The organism is Ruegeria sp. C6, from assembly GCF_056537625.1.
In genome coordinates this window covers 67,743-86,065 of sequence record NZ_JBQFRW010000009.1, presented here as the reverse complement: position 1 = coordinate 86,065, position 18,323 = coordinate 67,743, and the positions used below count along the sequence as shown (strand labels likewise).

Annotated in this window: 17 protein-coding genes; 7 read left to right on the top strand and 10 right to left on the bottom strand. The window is 58.8% G+C overall.

All coding sequences use genetic code 11. From position 1 onward, the window contains the following. Positions 1-355: 355 nt before the first annotated feature. The 3 genes from rpsT to mutM form a co-directional block, all read right to left on the bottom strand. The gene (rpsT, locus tag ACR0MJ_RS19750; protein ID WP_010442545.1) at positions 356-619 is read right to left on the bottom strand and encodes a 30S ribosomal protein S20; all 264 of its coding nucleotides are present in this window, start codon (positions 617-619) and stop codon (positions 356-358) included. A gap of 227 nt (positions 620-846) precedes the next feature. Continuing rightward, positions 847-1,623, bottom strand: a complete 777-nt coding sequence (locus ACR0MJ_RS19745) for an enoyl-CoA hydratase (protein WP_170395375.1) — start codon at positions 1,621-1,623, stop codon at positions 847-849. 66 nt (positions 1,624-1,689) lie between these two features. Further along, on the bottom strand, positions 1,690-2,541 hold the full coding sequence (gene mutM, locus ACR0MJ_RS19740) for a bifunctional DNA-formamidopyrimidine glycosylase/DNA-(apurinic or apyrimidinic site) lyase (RefSeq protein ID WP_170636530.1): 852 nt from the start codon (positions 2,539-2,541) through the stop codon (positions 1,690-1,692). 86 nt (positions 2,542-2,627) lie between these two features. Here mutM and ubiE point away from each other — a divergent pair, with 86 nt between their 5' ends. Continuing rightward, positions 2,628-3,380, top strand: a complete 753-nt coding sequence (gene ubiE, locus ACR0MJ_RS19735) for a bifunctional demethylmenaquinone methyltransferase/2-methoxy-6-polyprenyl-1,4-benzoquinol methylase UbiE (RefSeq protein ID WP_170597173.1) — start codon at positions 2,628-2,630, stop codon at positions 3,378-3,380. After that, complete coding sequence (gene ubiB, locus ACR0MJ_RS19730) at positions 3,381-4,910, top strand: 2-polyprenylphenol 6-hydroxylase (RefSeq protein ID WP_480762259.1); 1,530 nt, start codon at positions 3,381-3,383, stop codon at positions 4,908-4,910. A 95-nt stretch (positions 4,911-5,005) separates the two neighbouring features. Here the strand turns inward: ubiB and ACR0MJ_RS19725 are convergent, their stop codons facing one another. Then, complete coding sequence (locus tag ACR0MJ_RS19725; protein ID WP_170408660.1) at positions 5,006-6,181, bottom strand: acetyl-CoA C-acyltransferase family protein; 1,176 nt, start codon at positions 6,179-6,181, stop codon at positions 5,006-5,008. 112 nt (positions 6,182-6,293) lie between these two features. Here ACR0MJ_RS19725 and ACR0MJ_RS19720 point away from each other — a divergent pair, with 112 nt between their 5' ends. From ACR0MJ_RS19720 to ACR0MJ_RS19700, 5 genes are all read left to right on the top strand, one after another. Further along, complete coding sequence (locus ACR0MJ_RS19720) at positions 6,294-6,857, top strand: helix-turn-helix domain-containing protein (protein ID WP_170395365.1); 564 nt, start codon at positions 6,294-6,296, stop codon at positions 6,855-6,857. A gap of 109 nt (positions 6,858-6,966) precedes the next feature. Then, positions 6,967-8,151, top strand: coding sequence for a glycine C-acetyltransferase (locus tag ACR0MJ_RS19715; protein WP_170408661.1), 1,185 nt, complete (start codon positions 6,967-6,969; stop codon positions 8,149-8,151). Between the two features lie 14 nt (positions 8,152-8,165). Continuing rightward, on the top strand, positions 8,166-9,194 hold the full coding sequence (tdh, locus tag ACR0MJ_RS19710) for an L-threonine 3-dehydrogenase (RefSeq protein WP_170396071.1): 1,029 nt from the start codon (positions 8,166-8,168) through the stop codon (positions 9,192-9,194). Between the two features lie 63 nt (positions 9,195-9,257). Further along, positions 9,258-10,133, top strand: coding sequence for a tryptophan 2,3-dioxygenase (locus tag ACR0MJ_RS19705; protein ID WP_170613675.1), 876 nt, complete (start codon positions 9,258-9,260; stop codon positions 10,131-10,133). A gap of 3 nt (positions 10,134-10,136) precedes the next feature. Further along, positions 10,137-10,967, top strand: a complete 831-nt coding sequence (locus tag ACR0MJ_RS19700) for an alpha/beta hydrolase (RefSeq protein ID WP_480762255.1) — start codon at positions 10,137-10,139, stop codon at positions 10,965-10,967. 61 nt (positions 10,968-11,028) lie between these two features. Here the strand turns inward: ACR0MJ_RS19700 and infB are convergent, their stop codons facing one another. The 6 genes from infB to pip form a co-directional block, all read right to left on the bottom strand. Then, complete coding sequence (gene infB, locus ACR0MJ_RS19695; protein ID WP_170395359.1) at positions 11,029-13,503, bottom strand: translation initiation factor IF-2; 2,475 nt, start codon at positions 13,501-13,503, stop codon at positions 11,029-11,031. Positions 13,504-13,511: 8 nt separating this feature from the next. Then, positions 13,512-14,135, bottom strand: coding sequence for an RNA-binding protein (locus ACR0MJ_RS19690; RefSeq protein ID WP_170395356.1), 624 nt, complete (start codon positions 14,133-14,135; stop codon positions 13,512-13,514). A gap of 22 nt (positions 14,136-14,157) precedes the next feature. After that, the gene (gene nusA / locus ACR0MJ_RS19685) at positions 14,158-15,771 is read right to left on the bottom strand and encodes a transcription termination factor NusA (protein ID WP_480762252.1); all 1,614 of its coding nucleotides are present in this window, start codon (positions 15,769-15,771) and stop codon (positions 14,158-14,160) included. Further along, positions 15,771-16,361: a ribosome maturation factor RimP gene (rimP, locus tag ACR0MJ_RS19680; protein WP_170408664.1), complete on the bottom strand. Its 591-nt coding sequence runs from the start codon at positions 16,359-16,361 to the stop codon at positions 15,771-15,773. The genes nusA and rimP overlap by 1 nt, the downstream gene beginning before the upstream one ends. Positions 16,362-16,521: 160 nt before the next feature. Further along, positions 16,522-17,334 (bottom strand): ABC transporter substrate-binding protein, encoded by an 813-nt coding sequence (locus tag ACR0MJ_RS19675; protein ID WP_170597166.1) that lies wholly within the window; start codon positions 17,332-17,334, stop codon positions 16,522-16,524. After that, positions 17,331-18,308: a prolyl aminopeptidase gene (pip, locus tag ACR0MJ_RS19670; protein WP_170515365.1), complete on the bottom strand. Its 978-nt coding sequence runs from the start codon at positions 18,306-18,308 to the stop codon at positions 17,331-17,333. The genes ACR0MJ_RS19675 and pip overlap by 4 nt, the downstream gene beginning before the upstream one ends. Positions 18,309-18,323: the final 15 nt, after the last annotated feature.

Sequence of the window (18,323 nt, the reverse complement as noted above, 5' to 3'; positions counted from 1 at the left end):
GGATGCGCATGATATTCCAATTTATCGACAGGGCCAGGATCTTCGGCTAACCCGAGACCCAGAGCAGATCGTCCAACTGACCGAAGCCAGCTTTCGAATATTCGTTCCTAAATCTTCCCGATGCCCGTCGGTCAGATCCTTGGAACAGCCTGTCCCCCCAAGCGAGTGAATCGCTGACTAAGTCGTAGCAAGAGCCCAAGGGTCCGGGCAACGAAACTCTGATATTGACTCGGGGTTCTGGGCGAAAGAATCTCTCGGCTTCGTGAAGACGCGGCTTTCCGGCAACAATGAAAAAGGCGTCGCAATCAGCGACGCCTTTTTCGTAAATCAACGCTTGACGCGTTTTCCCAAAGAATCAGCCCAGCGCTTTGACGCGCGCCGACAGGCGCGACATTTTGCGGGCTGCGGTGTTCTTGTGGAAGACGCCTTTGGTGACGCCACGCATCAACTCGGGTTGAGCGGCGCGCAGGGCTGCGGTAGCTGCGTCCTTGTCGCCGGATGCGATCGCTTCCTCAACTTTGCGCAGGTGGGTACGGATGCGCGAACGACGCGCTTTGTTGACGGCGAAGCGCTTTTCGTTCTGACGGGCGCGTTTCTTTGCCTGGGGCGAATTTGCCATGTGTCTCTGACCTTTTGTTCGGTACGTTTATCTTGGGTTGCGCGCCACGGACATATCCGCACCCGATCAGAAATCACGAGTGTGAGTCGGGCCAAGCGGGCCGCACGCGCATGTATGACGGCGGTCTCTAACCAAGTTTGGCAGGTTTGCCAAGCTGATTCTTCCAGTATGTGATGAGGGAAAAAGGCGGGGTCTGCCCGCCTAATATCACTAAGCGACGATTATGATCACTTGTCGCGGAACTGAGCCGCACGTTTTTCCAGAAACGCGGCCATGCCTTCTTTCTGGTCCTCTGTCGCGAACATCGAATGGAACACCCGACGCTCAAACAGCATGCCTTCGCTCAGCGGCAGCTCATAGCTGCGGTTCACAGCCTCTTTGGCCGCGATGGCCGTGATCTGCGATTTCTCTGCAATCTTCTGCGCCGCACCGGTTGCCTCTTCGATCAGCTTTTTGGCGGGCACGACACGACTGACCAATCCGGCGCGCTCGGCCTCTTCAGCGTCCATGAAGCGGCCTGTCAGGTTCATGTCCATCGATTTGGACTTTCCTACAAAGCGGGTCAGACGCTGACTGCCACCAAGCCCCGCGATGACTCCCAGATTGATCTCGGGCTGGCCGAACTTGGCGGTGTCGGCAGCGATGATGAAATCGCACAGCATCGCCAGTTCACACCCGCCGCCCAGCGCGTAACCGGCAACGGCGGCGATAATAGGTTTACGGATCGCGGAAACCCTATCGTTGGCGTCTGCAAACAGATTGACGTCGAATACATCGACAAAACTCATCTCGGACATTTCCTTGATGTCCGCACCGGCGGCAAAGGCCTTGTCCGAGCCGGTGATGACGATGCAGCGCACCTTGTCATTGCTATCCGCATCTTCCAGCGCCTCGCACAGCTCACCCAGCAACTGGGTGTTCAGCGCGTTCATCGCATCGGGACGGTTGAGCTTGATAAGGGCGACGTGGTCTTCGATTTCGACGATGATCGTCTCAAAAGCCATGAGGTGTAAGCTTCCGGTTGTTCCGTTCAGGTACGATTCCTTATCACGCGATTTCGCTGGATCAAGTTATCTTTGGCATTGCGCGCAATAGAATGATGAGCGACCGGACTGGGTGATTCTCTTGATTTCAGCGCCACAACCCTCAGTTCGACAAGGCTCTCCTTCGCGGCCGTAGACGTCGAAACTGTGTTGAAAATATCCAAGTTCTCCATCGGCTTGGCGGAAATCGCGCAGCGATGACCCACCCGCTTCAATCGCGTCCTGCAACACTTTTCTGATGATCGGCACAAGGGCCGCAACGCGTGGCGCAGAAATCTGTCCCGCTTTGCGACGTGGCGACACCTTGCCGCGATAAAGCGCTTCGCAGACGTAAATATTACCCAAACCGGCAACGATTCCCTGATCCAACAACGCCGATTTGACCGGGCTGTTCTTGCCTTTGAAGGCGTCTATCAGGTGCTGTTCGTGAAAATCATTACCCAACGGTTCAGGTCCCAGAACCGATAGCAGCTTGTGCTGCTCCGCCGTTGCCGTCGGCAGCAGGTCCATTGCCCCGAACCGGCGCGGATCGTTGAAGGTGATGCGTGCGCCATTAGCCATATGTAACACCACGTGATCATGTTTCTGCGCCATCGGATGCTCATGCGCATACTGTCCGAGCGGATCGCCAGAGACCGTCATCCGCCCCGACATGCCCAGATGGATCAACAATGTCTCGCCACTGCTGAGATCCGCCAGAATGTACTTCGACCGTCGCCGCAGCCGATCCACCCGTTGCCCCGTCAGCCGCTCGGCCATGCGAGCCGGGAAAGGCCAACGCAAATCGGGGCGATTCACATCCGCCCTTTCGATCACTGCGCCCTCCATTGCAGGGCTCAGGCCGCGTCTTACTGTCTCGACCTCGGGCAATTCGGGCATTACAGGGCTCCTATTCCAAAGGGCCGCATTGTGCCCGCCTCTTATCGCCCTATAACAGAGGCGAAATTCGACAAACGGCAAGGCAAATGTCCGACACAAACGACAAGACCACCCATTTCGGGTTCGAAACCGTGCGCGAGGCTGAAAAAGCCGGCCGCGTACAGGGCGTGTTCAATTCGGTCGCCTCGAAATACGACGTGATGAACGACGTGATGTCGATGGGCATCCACCGGGTCTGGAAAGACGCGATGATGGACTGGCTTGCCCCGCGCGCCGGTCAGCGGCTTCTGGATGTGGCGGGCGGCACCGGCGATATCTCGTTCCGCTTTCTTAAGCGCGCAGGCCACGGCCATGCTACCGTGCTGGACCTGACCGAGCCGATGCTGGTCGAAGGCCGCCAGCGCGCCGAGGCCGACCAGATGTCCGACAGCCTGAATTGGGTGGTGGGCGATGCGATGGCGCTGCCCTTCGAGGATAACACCTTCGATGTCTACACCATCTCCTTCGGCATCCGGAATGTCACCCGCCCGCAAGAGGCGCTGAACGAGGCCTATCGCGTTCTGAAGCCCGGTGGTCGTCTGATAGTGCTTGAGTTCAGCCAGTTACCCAATGACGGGCTGCAGAAGCTTTACGACCTCTACAGTTTCAATGTCATCCCGCGTATGGGCAAGCTGATCGCCAACGACTACGACAGCTATCAGTACCTTGTGGAATCGATCCGCAAGTTCCCAGACCAGGAGACATTCCTGAACATGGTCCGCACCGCCGGGTTCGAAAACGCCAAATACCGCAACCTGAGCATGGGCATTGCCGCACTGCATTCTGGCTGGAAGATCTAGATGCGCGGCCCCCACAACATCATTCGCCTGGTCCGGACGGGCGCCACGCTGGAACGCACCGGTGCCATGAATGTGGTGCTGGACGCGTTTGAAGCGCCGCGCGCCGTACGTATTCTGGCGCATACGCTGGGCAAACCGTTCCAATGGCTGGGCTACAAGGGCGACCCCGAGATGCCGCCCGCCACCCGTGCCCTGACCGCATTGGGTCCGGCTTACATCAAATTCGGGCAGGTGCTTTCGACCCGCCCCGACGTGGTGGGAAATGAACTGGCCGAGCAACTGCGTGTTCTGCAAGACAAGCTGCCGCCCTTTTCCAAAGCTGAAGCAATGGCAGAGGTCGAGAAAGAGTTAGGCCAACCGACGTCAGAGATATTCAGCGAGTTCAGTGAACCCATCGCCGCTGCCTCGATTGCTCAGGTTCACAAGGCCAAGCTGACCAGCACAGGCGAAGACGTTGCTGTCAAAGTCCTGAGACCGGGTATCGAGCGCGCCTTCCGCAAGGATGTAGACGCGTTCTATTTCGCCGCGCGTATGGTACAACTTTGCGCCCCCGGAGCGCGCCGACTACGCCCGATGGAAGTGATCGAGCATTTCGACGGCGTAGTACGCGGCGAGTTGGACCTGCGTCTGGAAAGTGCCGCCGCCTCGGAATACGCTGCCAATACCAAGGATGATGCCGGATTCTGGCTGCCTCCGGTGGTCTGGTCGCTATCCGCTCGTCGCGTCATGACACTCAGCTGGGCTGATGGCATTCCCTTGGGAGATAACAACGCGCTGGACGCTGCCGGACATAATCGCCGCGATCTGGCTGAGCGCGTGCTCCGCCTGTTCCTGTTGCACGCGCTACGCGACGGCTATTTTCACGCCGACATGCACCAAGGCAACCTCAAGGTCGCTGCGAACGGGGACATCATCGCCTACGACTACGGCATCATGGGCCATATCGATGAATACACTCGCCGGGTCTATGCCGAGATTCTCTTTGGTTTCATCCGCCGCGACTATAAACGCGTGGCTGAAGTCCATTTCGAAGCAGGCTATGTGCCTGCCAATCAGGACGTCGACGAATTCGCCCGCGCCTTGCGCGCGGTAGGTGAGCCGATCTTCGGCATGGACGCCACCCATATCTCGATGGGTCGGCTGCTAAGCTACCTGTTCGAAGTCACTGAACGCTTTGGCATGGAAACCCGCACCGAGCTGATCCTGCTGCAACGCACCATGGTGGTGGTCGAAGGCGTCGCCCGCTCGCTTGATGATCACATGAACATCTGGGAGGTCGCCCGACCGGTGGTCGAGGATTACATCAAACAATCCATCGGCCCCCGCGCCGCCCTGCGCGATTTCGGCAAAACCGCCCTGGTGCTTGCCCGTTTCGGCCCCCGCTTGCCCGGTCTGGTGGAAAATGCCCTTATTGCCCAGACTCAAAAAGACGACCCAAAGACCCCGGGTTTGATCGCAAACCTTCTGCCAGCAACGATCGGCGCGGCCGCAGGCATAGCCGCGACGCTGGTGATCTTCGCACTCAGCTAAACCAACCCGACCGCTTCATCTGGCTAAAAATACATTCGGGGGGAATCGCGCCCCGGCGCGATGGGGGGCAGACAGCCCCCTTGCCCCGACCCAACTCAGAGCCGCTCGATGGCGAGGGCAATCCCCTGCCCTCCGCCGATGCACATGGTGATCAGACCTTTTGATCCACCAATACGCTCCAACTCATACAACGCCTTAAGCGTGATAATCGCCCCTGTGGCGCCCACCGGATGGCCCAGTGCAATAGCCCCACCGTTCGGATTCACCTTTGCAGCGTCCAGACCCAATTCCTGATTGACGGCCAGAGCTTGCGCCGCAAACGCCTCGTTGCTTTCGATCACGTCGAAATCATCCGCAGACAAACCCGTCTTTGCGAACAGGTTCTGCACAGCTGGAACCGGGCCGATGCCCATCACCTCGGGTCGCACGCCGGCATGCGCATAGCCAATCACGCGCGCTTTGGGTTTCAAGCCCGCCTTTTCTGCAGCATCCGCTGTCGCCAACACCATCGCCGCCGCGCCGTCATTGATGCCCGAGGCGTTGCCCGCCGTCACCCGCCCATCTTTCTGGAATACCGGGCGCAATCCGGCCAACGCCTCGGCAGTGGTGGCCTTGGGATGTTCATCGACCTTGAAGTCGACCATGTCGCGCTTGACCTTGACCTGCACCGGCGCGATCTGGCTGTCGAAATACCCGGCCTCAATCGCCGCAGCCGCACGGGTCTGGCTGGTCAGCGCAAACGCGTCCATCTGTTCGCGGCTGATTTGGTGTTCATCTGCCACATTCTCGGCGGTCACCCCCATATGCCCGGTGCCGAATGGGCAGTTCAGCGCACCTAGCATCATGTCGAGCGATTTGACATCGCCCATCTTCGCCCCCCAACGGGCCTGCGGTACGACATAAGGGCTGCGCGACATGCTTTCCGCACCGCCCGCCACGGCAAACTCGGCATCGCCTAGCATCAGCGCCTGCACCGCCGACACTACTGCCTGCGCCCCTGAACCGCACAGCCGGTTCACGTTCATCGCCGGAGTCCCGTTCGGAATACCCGCCTGCATTGCGGCGACTCGCGATAGATACATGTCGCGCGGTTCGGTGTTGATCACATGACCAAAGACAACATGATCAATCTGCGCGCCTTCAACGCCCGAACGCTCCATTGCCGCCTCGGTCGCCACGGTCGCCAGATCAATCGGAGCGGTCGAGGCCAACGCACCGCCAAAGGTCCCGATGGCTGTGCGCGCACCGTCCAGTATTACTATGTCCGTCATGTTTTCTCCTCCAAGTCTCGCGCCCATTATGCACCTGCAGCATGATCTTCATATTAGACTCACTGTCACGCCGGAATTGACATTACGTTGCGCAACACCCATGGATTCCGTCATGACGGAAAACACAGACGATATTCTGACGCGCCTGCCCGCCCGATTGAAAGAGGCACGCCGCGCCAAAGGCCTGTCGCTTGAGGCGGTCGCCAACCTCAGCGGCGTCTCGCGTTCCATGGTCAGCCAGATCGAGCGTGGCGAAAGCAGCCCCACAATTTCGACTCTGTGGAACCTGACACGCGCTCTGCAGGTGGATTTCGCCGGACTTTTGGAAGACGCCAAAACGACCGACCAGATCGAAGTGCTGCGTCAAGCAGAAGTGCCCAGTATCGACAATATGGGCGAGAAATGCCGGATTCGCATCCTCTCTCCCCCCGAAGAGGCCGGAGGACACGAGGTCTATGATATTCAGTTTCAGGCCAATGGGAGCCTGAACAGCCAGCCTCATGCGCGCGGCGCACGAGAGCAACTGACTGTGCTGGAAGGCGCCGTCCGTGTCACTTCGGGAACGGCATCCAGCGATCTGAAACAAGGGGATACCGCCCGGTATGCCGCCGATATTACGCATTCGATAAGCGCTGAAAACCCGGCCCGCGTTTTCCTGATCGTAAAAAACGCCTGAACGGGCAAGATTCCGCCTTCACGGATATTTTTCCCAAATACTGTAATTCTCCTATTTGGGAATTTCATCCGCTATGTTAGACGTGCGACTCAGATTAACGGAGGTCGCCATGGCTGATGCATTCCTGTCCCATATTTCGGATACACTCGCGCAGATTGAGGCAGAGGGTCTGTACAAGCGCGAACGAATGATCACCTCGCCTCAGGGCGGTGAGATTACGGTGGGCGACAAGCAGGTGATCAACTTGTGCGCCAACAACTATCTGGGTTTGGCCGATCACCCCGCGCTGATCAACGCCGCCAAAAGCGTCATGGAGCCCAAGGGGTTCGGCATGGCCTCGGTCCGGTTCATCTGCGGTACGCAGGACATTCATCGCGAACTTGAGCAGAAGCTGGCAAAGTTCCTGAACAAGGACGATTCAATTCTGTTCGCTGCCTGCTTCGACGCCAATGGCGGGTTGTTTGAGCCTTTGTTAGGGCCCGAAGACGCCATCATCTCTGACAGTCTAAATCATGCCTCGATCATCGACGGGGTACGGCTGTGCAAGGCAAAACGCTATCGCTACATGAACAACGACATGAACGACCTCGAAGCGTGGCTGAAACAAGCGCGCGAGGACGGGGCGCGGCATATCATGATCGCAACCGATGGCGTGTTCTCAATGGATGGCTATCTGGCCAATCTGCCGAAGATTCGCGAGCTGGCCGACAAATACGACGCCATCGTGATGGTCGATGACTGCCACGCCACCGGCTTTATGGGGCCAAACGGAGCGGGCACGCCGGACCACTTCGGCGTCGACGTGGATATTCTGACGGGAACTCTGGGCAAGGCACTTGGGGGGGCAATCGGCGGTTATATCGCCGGGCCGCAGCCAGTGATCGACCTGCTGCGGCAGCGGGCGCGGCCCTATCTGTTCTCAAACTCGCTGCCGCCGTCCATCGTTGCCGCAGGGCTTGAGGCAATCCGTCTGGTTGAAGAAGGTGACATGCTGCGCGCCCAATTGTTCGGCAATGCCAAGTACTGGCGCGCCGGGTTAGAGAATCTCGGCTTCGACCTACTTCCCGGCGAACACCCGATCATCCCGGTCATGCTGGGTGAAGCGACCCTGGCGCAGGATATGGCATCGCGATTGTTTGACGAAGGCGTCTATGTTTCGGGCTTTTTCTTCCCTGTCGTGCCGCGTGGTCAGGCCCGAATCAGAACGCAGATGAATGCAGCTCTAACACGCGACGAATTAGACCGGGCGCTCGCGGCATTTGGCAGGGTCGGCAAAGAATTGGGGATAATCTGATGCGGCCCAACACGATGAAAGCCCTTGAGAAATCCAAGCCCCAGGAAGGTCTGTGGATGGTGCAGGCCCCGGTACCCGAGATCGGCCCAGACGAGGTTCTGATCCGCATCAACAAGACCGGGATTTGCGGCACGGATATTCATATCTGGAACTGGGATGAATGGGCTGCGGCCACCGTGCCGATCCCGATGATCACCGGCCACGAGTTCGCGGGTGAAATTGTTGAATTGGGTCGCAACGTGACAGGGATGACGGTCGGCCAGCGCTGTTCAGGCGAGGGCCATCTGATCACCCCTGACAGCCGCCAGAGCCGTGCGGGCAAGTTCCACCTTGATCCCGGCACGCGCGGTATCGGTGTGAATGAACAGGGTGCCTTTGCGCAATACCTGAAACTGCCTGCCTTTAACGTGGTGCCCCTGCCTGACGACGTACCGGATGAGATCGGGGCGATCCTCGACCCGCTGGGCAATGCCGTGCACACTGCACTCAGCTTCGATCTGCTGGGCGAGGATGTATTGATTACTGGCGCAGGCCCTATCGGCATCATGGCCGCCGCCGTTGCCCGTCACGCCGGTGCCCGGCATGTAGTGATCACCGATATCAACCCCGACCGCCTGAAACTGGCCGAACACGTGGTACCTACGGTACGCACCGTTGATGTGTCCAAAGAGGATCTGCAGGATGTCATCGCGGAACTGGGCATGACTCAGGGCTTTGATGTCGGGCTTGAAATGTCGGGCTCGCAAGCCGCGCTGGACCAGATGGTCGAAGCGCTGGTTATGGGGGGCAAGATCGCGCTGTTGGGGATTCCGCCCGGAAAATCTCCGGTGGACTGGTCGCGTATCGTGTTCAAAGCTATCACCATCAAGGGTGTCTATGGGCGCGAGATGTTCGAGACCTGGTACAAGATGATCGCCATGTTGCAGAACGGGCTGGATGTCAGCCGCGTAATCACCCACCAGTTTGCGGTCGATGACTTTGCTCAGGGATTCAAGGCCATGAAATCCGGTCAATCAGGCAAGGTGGTTCTGGACTGGACCTAACGCTCTGGAACCGTGCGGGTTTTGTCCCTAAACATGGATAAACCCGCGCGTCTGGAGGAGCACATGGGCGACAAAGACAGGTATACAGAACGGGGAATCGAAGAGTCTCTGGTCACCGATTTCACAGAAACTCACCGCAAAAGCTATGGGGATTTTCTGCAACTTAAGACTCTGCTGAACCTGCAAAAGACCTTTCAGGACCCGGCCCAACCTGATGAGATGTTGTTCATCATCATTCATCAGGTCAGCGAACTGTGGCTGAAACTGATGCACCATCAACTTGTCGAAGTCCGCCGGTTCTTGCAGCAGGACGATTTCGGTCCCGCGATGAAGAACCTCGACCGGATCAAGGCGATCCAACGGCAGTTGATCGCCGCGTGGGAGACGCTACTGACTATGACTCCCGCGGACTACATGACGTTTCGGGACGCATTAGGCAGTTCGTCAGGCTTTCAAAGCTATGGCTATCGCCAAATCGAGTTCATTCTGGGCAACAAAGATCCCGCGACCCTGAAAGTGCATGCGCATGACCCAGAAGTGATGGAGATGCTGAACGCGGCTCTTACCAAACCCTCGCTCTATGACGAAGTGCTGCGGATGCTGGCCCGGCAAGGGTTTGACGTGCCGCATGATCTGATCGAGCGGGATTACGCAAAGCCCTATTCCGGCGATCCGCGTATCGTCAAAATCTGGGTCGAAGTGTTCTGCAACACGGAACAATACTGGGATCTTTACGCGCTGGCCGAAAAACTGATGGATGTGGAATCTCTGTTCCAGAGGTGGCGATTCGATCATGCAACCGCGGTTGAGCGCGTGATCGGAATGCAGCCCGGAACGGGTGGATCTAGCGGCGTGGCCTTCCTGCGCAAGGCGCTGGAGTTGCGGTTCTTCCACGACCTCTACGACGTGCGGACCCAGCTGATGTATACTGGGGAATAGGCCATGCTATATCGCGGATTCACCCAAGAAGAGCTTGAGCAGGAGTATTCCCCTAGCTCAATGATTGGCGGTGATCTGACGCCATATCTAGCCAGCTATTCTGCCCTCAGCGCACAGGCACGGTCTGAAATTAGGATGCAGGAAAACCGTTCCTATGGCGACAGCCCGACGCAAGTTCTGGATTTCTTCCCCGCACCTGGCGCCAACGCGCCTTTGCATGTCTTTATTCATGGTGGCTATTGGCAGGCGCTTAGCCAGCGTGAGTCGGCCCCTATGGCACCGGTATTGCATGAGAACGGGCAAGCCTTTGCCACGCTGAATTATACGCTCGCCCCCGATGCCAGATTGGGGCAGATGGTCGAAGAATGCCGTACCGCCTTGTTGTGGCTTGCGTCACAGGCCGAAACACTGGGTTTTGATCCATCAAACATCACGCTATCGGGTCACAGTGCAGGTGCCCATCTGGTTGCGATGGTGATGGCGACGTCTTCGAAGGCATTTGCGCAGGCTGGCCTGCGGGTGCGCAATGTGATCCTGATTAGCGGGATCTATGACCTTGTTCCGATCAGCCTGACCTCGGTGAATGATCCGCTGCAACTGACCAAGGTCGAGATTCACGATTTCTCACCCTGCCTCAACCTGCCCGCGCCAGGACCCCGTTACAGGGTGACAGTCGCCGAGCGGGATACGCCCGAGTTTATCCGCCAAAGCCGTGACTATGCTGAACTACTGCGCAAGGCCGGACATTCGGTCAGTTTCGATCTGCAGAAGGGCAAGCATCATTTTGACATCATCATGCCGTCGGGCACGTTTCTGTCGTCGCGCAGCGAGTAACCGGCAAACGAAAACAGCGGCCTCGTGGGGCCGCTGCTTCAAGCTTTTTTCTAAAACCGGATCAGTCCAGCGTGCGCGTGACTTCTTCGCGCTCGAAGATTTCGATCACGTCGCCAGCGCGGATATCGTCGTAGTTCTCGAACGCCATACCGCATTCCTGACCCGACTGAACTTCGGCCACTTCATCCTTGAAGCGCTTGAGGGTCTTCAGCGTACCTTCGTGGATCACCACGTTGTCGCGCAGCAGGCGTACGCCAGCCGAGCGGCGGGCAACACCTTCGGTGACCAGACAGCCAGCAACTTTGCCGACGCCGGTAACCTTGAAGACCTCTTTGATCTCGGCGTAACCGATGAACTTTTCGCGAATCTCGGCGCTCAGCAGGCCGGATGCGGCTGCTTTCACGTCATCCACCAGATCGTAAATCACCGAGTAATACCGGATCTCGACGCCCTTCTGGTTCGCAGTGTTACGCGCCGATGCGTTCGCACGCACGTTGAAACCAAAGATCGGAGCGCCGGAGGCTTCGGCCAGGCCGACATCCGTCTCGGTGATCGCACCAACACCCGAGTGCAGAACGCGTACGCGCACTTCGTCATTGCCGATCTTCTCCATCGCCTGAACGATGGCTTCGGCAGAGCCCTGCACATCCGCTTTCATCAGAATTGGCAGCTCGGTGACGTTTTCGTCTTCCTTGGCCTTCTGCATCAGCTGTTCAAGGGTGGTCGCGGCACCGGCGGCGGCGCGTTTGTCCTTGGCGGCTTGCTCACGATAAGCAGCGATCTCACGGGCCTGCGCTTCGGTCTCGGTCACGTTCAGAACGTCACCTGCTTCGGGCGTGCCGTTGAGCCCCAGAACCTCAACCGGAACCGAAGGACCTGCTTCTTTGACGCGGTCGCCCTTGTCGTTGATCAGCGCACGGACCTTACCGTACTGCTCACCCACAACGAAGATATCGCCCTGACGCAGCGTGCCGTTCTGAACCAGAACGGTGGCGACGGGACCACGGCCCACATCCAGCTGCGCCTCGATCACGGCACCTTGGGCGGCGCGATCTGGGTTGGCTTTCAGTTCCAGAATCTCGGCCTGCAGTGCAATGGCTTCCAGCAATTCGTCCAGACCCTGACCAGTCATGGCCGAGACCTCAACGTCCTGAACCTCACCCGACATCTTCTCGACGATCACTTCGTGCTGCAGCAAGTCAGTGCGGACTTTGTCGGGGTTCGCGTCGGGCTTGTCGATCTTGTTGATCGCCACGATCATTGGCACTTCGGCCGCTTTGGCGTGGTTGATCGCCTCGATCGTCTGCGGCATCACCGCGTCGTCGGCGGCAACAACAAGAACCACGATATCCGTGACCTGAGCCCCGCGCGAGCGCATCGAGGTAAAGGCCGCGTGTCCCGGTGTATCCAGGAAGGTCAGCGTGGTGCCACCATCGGTTTTCACCTGATAGGCGCCGATATGCTGGGTGATGCCACCAGCTTCGCCGGCAACAACACGCGCGTCGCGGATCGCATCCAGCAACGAGGTTTTGCCGTGGTCAACGTGACCCATGATGGTGATGACCGGCGGACGGGGCTGCAGATCGTCATCGCTGTCTTCGACCTCTTTGATGACGTCTTCAACATCCGAATCAGAGACACGCGTGACCTTGTGGCCAAATTCTTCGATGATCAGTTCAGCGGTGTCAGCGTCGATGGTCTGGTTCTGCGTGACCATCATGCCCATCTGCATCAGCGATTTGACAACGTCAGCGACACGCTCGGCCATACGGTTGGCCAATTCCGAGACCATGATCGCCTCGGGCAGCTGAACGTCGCGGATCACCTTTTCCCGCTCGACCGTGCCGCCCATGGCCTTCTGGCGCGCCCGCTCTTGCTTGCGTTTCATCGCGGCCATCGAGCGTTGGCGATTGCCTTCGCCGCCAGTGGCCTGACCCAGTGTCAGCTTGCCCGAGCGGCGGTTGTCGTCACGGCCCTTGCCACGGCCACGCTGCTCACGCTCGCGATCCTGCTTGCGCGGTGCCGCAGCAGGTGCAGGCTTGCTGGATGGGCTGCGTGCGGCCTTGGGCTCGGCGGGTGCCGGGGCTGCGGCAGCACGCTGGGCTGCTTCCTCGGCCTCTTTACGCTTGCGTTCTTCCTCTTCGGCCTTGGCACGGGCACGCTCTTCAGCTTCACGCTGCTCGCGTTCCTTGGCCTCTTGTTCGGCCCGGCGGCGTGCGCGTTCTTCTTCGCGCGCCTTTTCCTGCGCCTCACGGGCAGCGGCCTCTTCAGCCTCGCGCGCTTTGGCGGCTTGCAACGCCTTCATACGACGCGCCATTTCCGCATCGGAAATACCCGCTGGGCGACGCGAAGGATCACCCGAAGGTGTCGCACCACCACTTGGTTTGGTCGCGCCCGGCTTGGGTACGACCACGCGTTTGCGTTTGGTCTCCACCACGACATTCTTGGTGCGTCCGTGGCTGAAACTCTGTTTCACATTTCCGGGGCGTGCCCCGCCACGAAGACCCAATGTCTTTTTGCCGTCACTATCGCTCATAAAGCTTCTTACCCTTCCGAGCGGCCCTTGCCGCCGTCATCCTTTTCGCGCAAGCCACGCAGGCGCTGCGCTTCCTCTACAACACGTTTGGCGAGTCCGCCAGAGGCCAAGGCCGCATGAATCACGGTTTGGCGCCCAAATGCCGCCCCAAGCTCGTCTGCGGTCAGCCAGCCGATGTATTTCCCGAAGTGCGGCGTGCTGAGTTTCGACTTGCCGCGCCCCGATCCATCTGAGGCCTGAATCAGCACCTGGGCCTCTTCCCGGTCCAGCCACGACTTGACCTTTTCATACCCGGCGACCGCGTCACCGGACTTGCGCGCCAGACTGATCAGCTCGATCACACGACGCGCCACCTGTTTCTCGACCTCATCGGTCAGGTCCTTGGCGGCACTCACCTGTGCCTTAAACCCGCGCGAGAACAGTTTCTTGTTCACCGCCTTGTCCAGCGCCGCACGATCCGCCGCCACGTAAACCCCACGCCCCGGCAATTTCGCCGCGACATCGGGAAAGACCTGACCATCCGGCCCCGTCACAAAGCGGATCAAGCCATATTTGGGCTGAACCTCGCCCGTGGCGATGCACTTGCGTTCAGGGCCTTCCGACCGATCCTTATGGACGCCACCGCGACCCATGTCAGCCACCCGAGGCCTGAGATCAGGCCTCGACCTCCTCATCTGTTGCTTCACCTTCTTCTTCGGCCTGCTCCAGCTCGGCCGGATCGACCCAACCCAGCATGATGCGCGCGGTCATGACCAGATCCTGCGCCTCTTCCAGCGTCACGCCGAAGGGCTCCAGTACACCATCATCCTTGATGCGTTCGCCATCGACCGTAGTCCAGCCACCGGCCAGTTCCCAGTCGGCGCAGGTTGCGAAGTCTTCCAGAGTCTTCACATCATCCTTGGCCAGCGCCTCTACCATCTGGGGTGTCAGGCCCTCGAATTCAATAAGACTGTCCTCGGCACCCAGTGCACGGGCTGCATCCAGCGCCGCCTTGGCCTGAGCTTCCAGGAATTCGCGTGCACGTGTCTGAAGTTCTTGCGCGGTTCCTTCATCCACACCGTCGATGACCAGCAGTTCGTCGATTTCAACGTATGCCACTTCTTCGAGGTTGGTGAAGCCTTCAGAAACCAGCAGCTGAGCGAAGAATTCGTCCAGATCCAGCGTTTCCATGAACAACTGGGTACGGGCCTCGAATTCTTTCTGACGGCGCGCCGATTCTTCGGCTTCGGTCATGATGTCGATGTCCAGATTGGTCAGCTGGCTGGCCAGACGCACGTTCTGACCACGACGGCCAATGGCGAGGCTCAGTTGCTCCTCGGGAACCACAACTTCGATCTTGCCGGCTTCTTCGTCCAGAACCACCTTTGAAACTTCGGCGGGCTGCAGAGCGTTGACAAGGAAAGTCGGCTGATCTTCGTTCCACGGAATGATGTCGATCTTTTCGCCCTGCAGCTCGTTCACAACGGCCTGCACGCGGCTGCCGCGCATACCAACACAAGCGCCGACGGGGTCAATCGAGCCGTCATAAGAAATCACGGCAATCTTGGCGCGCGAGCCGGGATCACGAGCAACGGCCTTGACCTCGATGATGCCGTCATAGATTTCCGGTACTTCCATCTTGAACAGCTCGGCCATGAATTCCGGCGCAGTGCGCGACAGGAATATCTGGTGGCCACGAACCTCGCGGCGGACTTCCTTGATGTAGGCACGCACACGGTCGTTTGGGCGATAACTTTCGCGACCGATCTTGTCATTGCGGCGCAGAACAGCCTCGGCACCGCCCAGATCGACGATCACATTGCCGAACTCTTCACGCTTGACCGCACCGTTGATGATGGTGCCTGCACGATCCTTGAATTCTTCGTACTGACGATCACGCTCGGCTTCGCGAACCTTTTGCAAGATGACCTGCTTGGCGGACTGAGCAGCGATACGGCCCATTTCCACGGGCGGGACTTCTTCAACGAAGACGTCACCAACCTCGGGCGCCTCCATGTACTGCTTGGCCTGCTCGACGGTCATCTCGGCCTGATAGTTCTCAAGCTCTTCATCCTCGACCACGGTGCGGACACGGGTAAAGGTCGCCTTGCCGGTCTTGCGGTCGATGCTGACGCGGATGTCCATCTCGGCGCCGTAACGGCTCTTGGCGGCACGGGCGAGCGATTCTTCCATCGCTTCGACAACCAGACCGGGGTCGATCATCTTTTCGCGGGCCACGGCCTCGGCGGTCTGCAGCAGCTCCAGCTGGTTGGCTGAGGTGATTGCCATCAGTTCGTCTCCTCTTCGGACCCTTCGGTCTCAATCTCGTCGAAAGCGTTTTCGTTCAGGGCACCAGCGTCTTTGCGCTGGCGCAGCATTTCCTTGATCAGATCATCGGTCAGGACCAGCTTGGCATCGCTCAGCCAGTCGAATTGCAAACCGATGGTGATCGTCTCGTCTCCCTCGGGGATGTTGATCAGAACCTCATCCCCTTCGATCCCGGCCAATTCGCCCTTGAAGCGGCGGCGACCGTCGATCAGTTCTGCGGTTTCGATCTTGGCCTCATACCCTTCGAACGTCTCAAAATCTTTGAGACGGGTCAGAGGGCGGTCAATTCCAGGGCTGGAAACTTCAAGCGTGTAGGCGTCCAAAATGGGGTCTTCGACGTCCAGCGTGGCGCTGACCGCATTGGAAATCTCGGCGCAGTCATCCACTTCGATGCCGCCATTGGGCTTGTCTGCCATGATCTGCATCGTGGTGGTCTTGCCGCTCATCAGCCGAATGCGGACAAGCTCATACCCCAGATCCTCGATCACAGGAGTGATGATCTCGGCCAGTCGCCGGTCGATGGCAGCTTTGGCTATCAGGTCGTTTGTCATTCAGGTTCTCTACCCTGCTATCGGGCACAAAAAAACGGGCGCGCGGCCCGTCGAATTTTCCGGTGGAGCCCCGGACCAGAAGTCCGACGCGCCGCTGTTGCAACTGCATATACGCAGGAGTTCCTGAGTCTGCAACCCCCGGCGCAAATCGTGATCAAATTTACGCCAGCCACCACCGTTCGGCGATGCGCCCATCATCCAGCGCAGCCCGGCTGATCTGGCGCGGCATACCGACATGAGAGGCCATTGCCAACGCCATCTCGGTCTCAGACGGATGATATCGCAGCCCGCGTTGCGCGGTCAGCTCCTCACCAGCCGGGAGCGCTGCGATATCTACATATCCATCGCGCAATGCTTCGGCCCGCACCCCGGCGTCCGGGATCACGATAATCTCAAGCGTATCAACCCATCCTGCCGTTCCGCTTTTGTAGTGATTGGACACCCTGCGTGCGCGGAAATGGCGTTCATCCTCGGCCCGCTCAACCCGGTAGCATCCTGTGCCGTTGGCCTGAGCCAGTGGCGTCACGCCCCCTCGCGCAATGACAAACCGTGACCCAGCCAGCAAGAATGGTAGTCCCGGGTTACCCTCGGCCAATTGCAGCTGCACACGATCAGGTGCAATGGCCTCGGCCTGTCCAATATCTTCCAGAACAGCCAGTACATCGTTCACGTCCAGCTTGGTGCCATCGTGGAACACAGCATCGTCGCGCAGATCAAAGTTCCAGACCCGCGCATCAGCATCGGTCTGCCAATTTGTAGCCAGCTCTCCGCGCAGGGTACCATCGGGCGCGATCTCGGTCAGGCTGTCAAAGACTGCGCCCCGAGCCACCTGTTCCAAACTATTGTCGCGTGGCACCGCCAGCCGTAAGGTGCCGCCCTGTTTCGGCGTATCGGCCAGAGACGCTCCTGTCGCCGCCAGCAAAGCGGCGGCGGCGCCCGAGGCAAATAATGCGCGACGGTCGATGCGAGTCATACCGTTTCCTCCGACACGCGATCCATGATCCGAACCAGTTCCGCGCTGATGCCCGGTTCTGACAGGGCGTGACCGGCTTGCCGCACCATCTTCAGTTCGGCATTGGGCCAGCGCTCGGACAGGTTCCATGCAGCCTGCGGTGGGCAGATCATGTCATAGCGTCCCTGAACGATGTGACCGGGAATATGGGCAATCCGGTCCATCTGATCCAGAATTTGCCCGTCATACTCAAGAAACGCCTTGTTCGTGAAATAGTGATTCTCAAGCCGCGCAAAAGTTCGCGCGTATTCGCCGGGGCTTTCCCCGACCGACCCGTTGGTGTGGATCGAGGCCAAAGCGTTTTCCCAATGTGACCAGGCGCGAGCATATAGGATCTCGGTCGCGCGGTCGCCCGAAAACAGGCGCTTGTTGTAGGCCGCAATTGCGTCATTTACTTCATGTTCGGGCAAGAGAGAGGTGAACTTGGCCCATTGTTCAGGCCAGAATTTGCCCGCACCACCGCCATAAAACCAGTCCAGCTCGGCCTGTGTGGCCAGAAACACGCCGCGCAATACCAGCCGATTTACCCGATCTGGATGTGTTTGGGCATAGATCAATGCCAGTGTCGCGCCCCAGCTGCCGCCAAAGACGATCCAATCTTCGATGTCGAACAATTTGCGCAGACGCTCGATATCCGCCACCAGATGCCATGTCGTGTTGTTTTCGACCGACGCGGTTGGCCGCGACCGGCCACATCCGCGCTGATCAAAGAGAATCACCCGATAGGCATCCGGATTGAAATACCGTCGCATCGCCGGGCTGCAGCCGCCGCCCGGCCCGCCATGCAGGATCACCACTGGTATCCCATTGGGATTACCGCATTGTTCCACATAAATACGGTGCCCATCGCCCATATCGACCACGCGCTGATCGAACGGATCGATCGGCGGGTAAAGATATTGAACTGCGCGCTTTTGGTCCGGGTACTTATCCATTACGGCCCTATATAG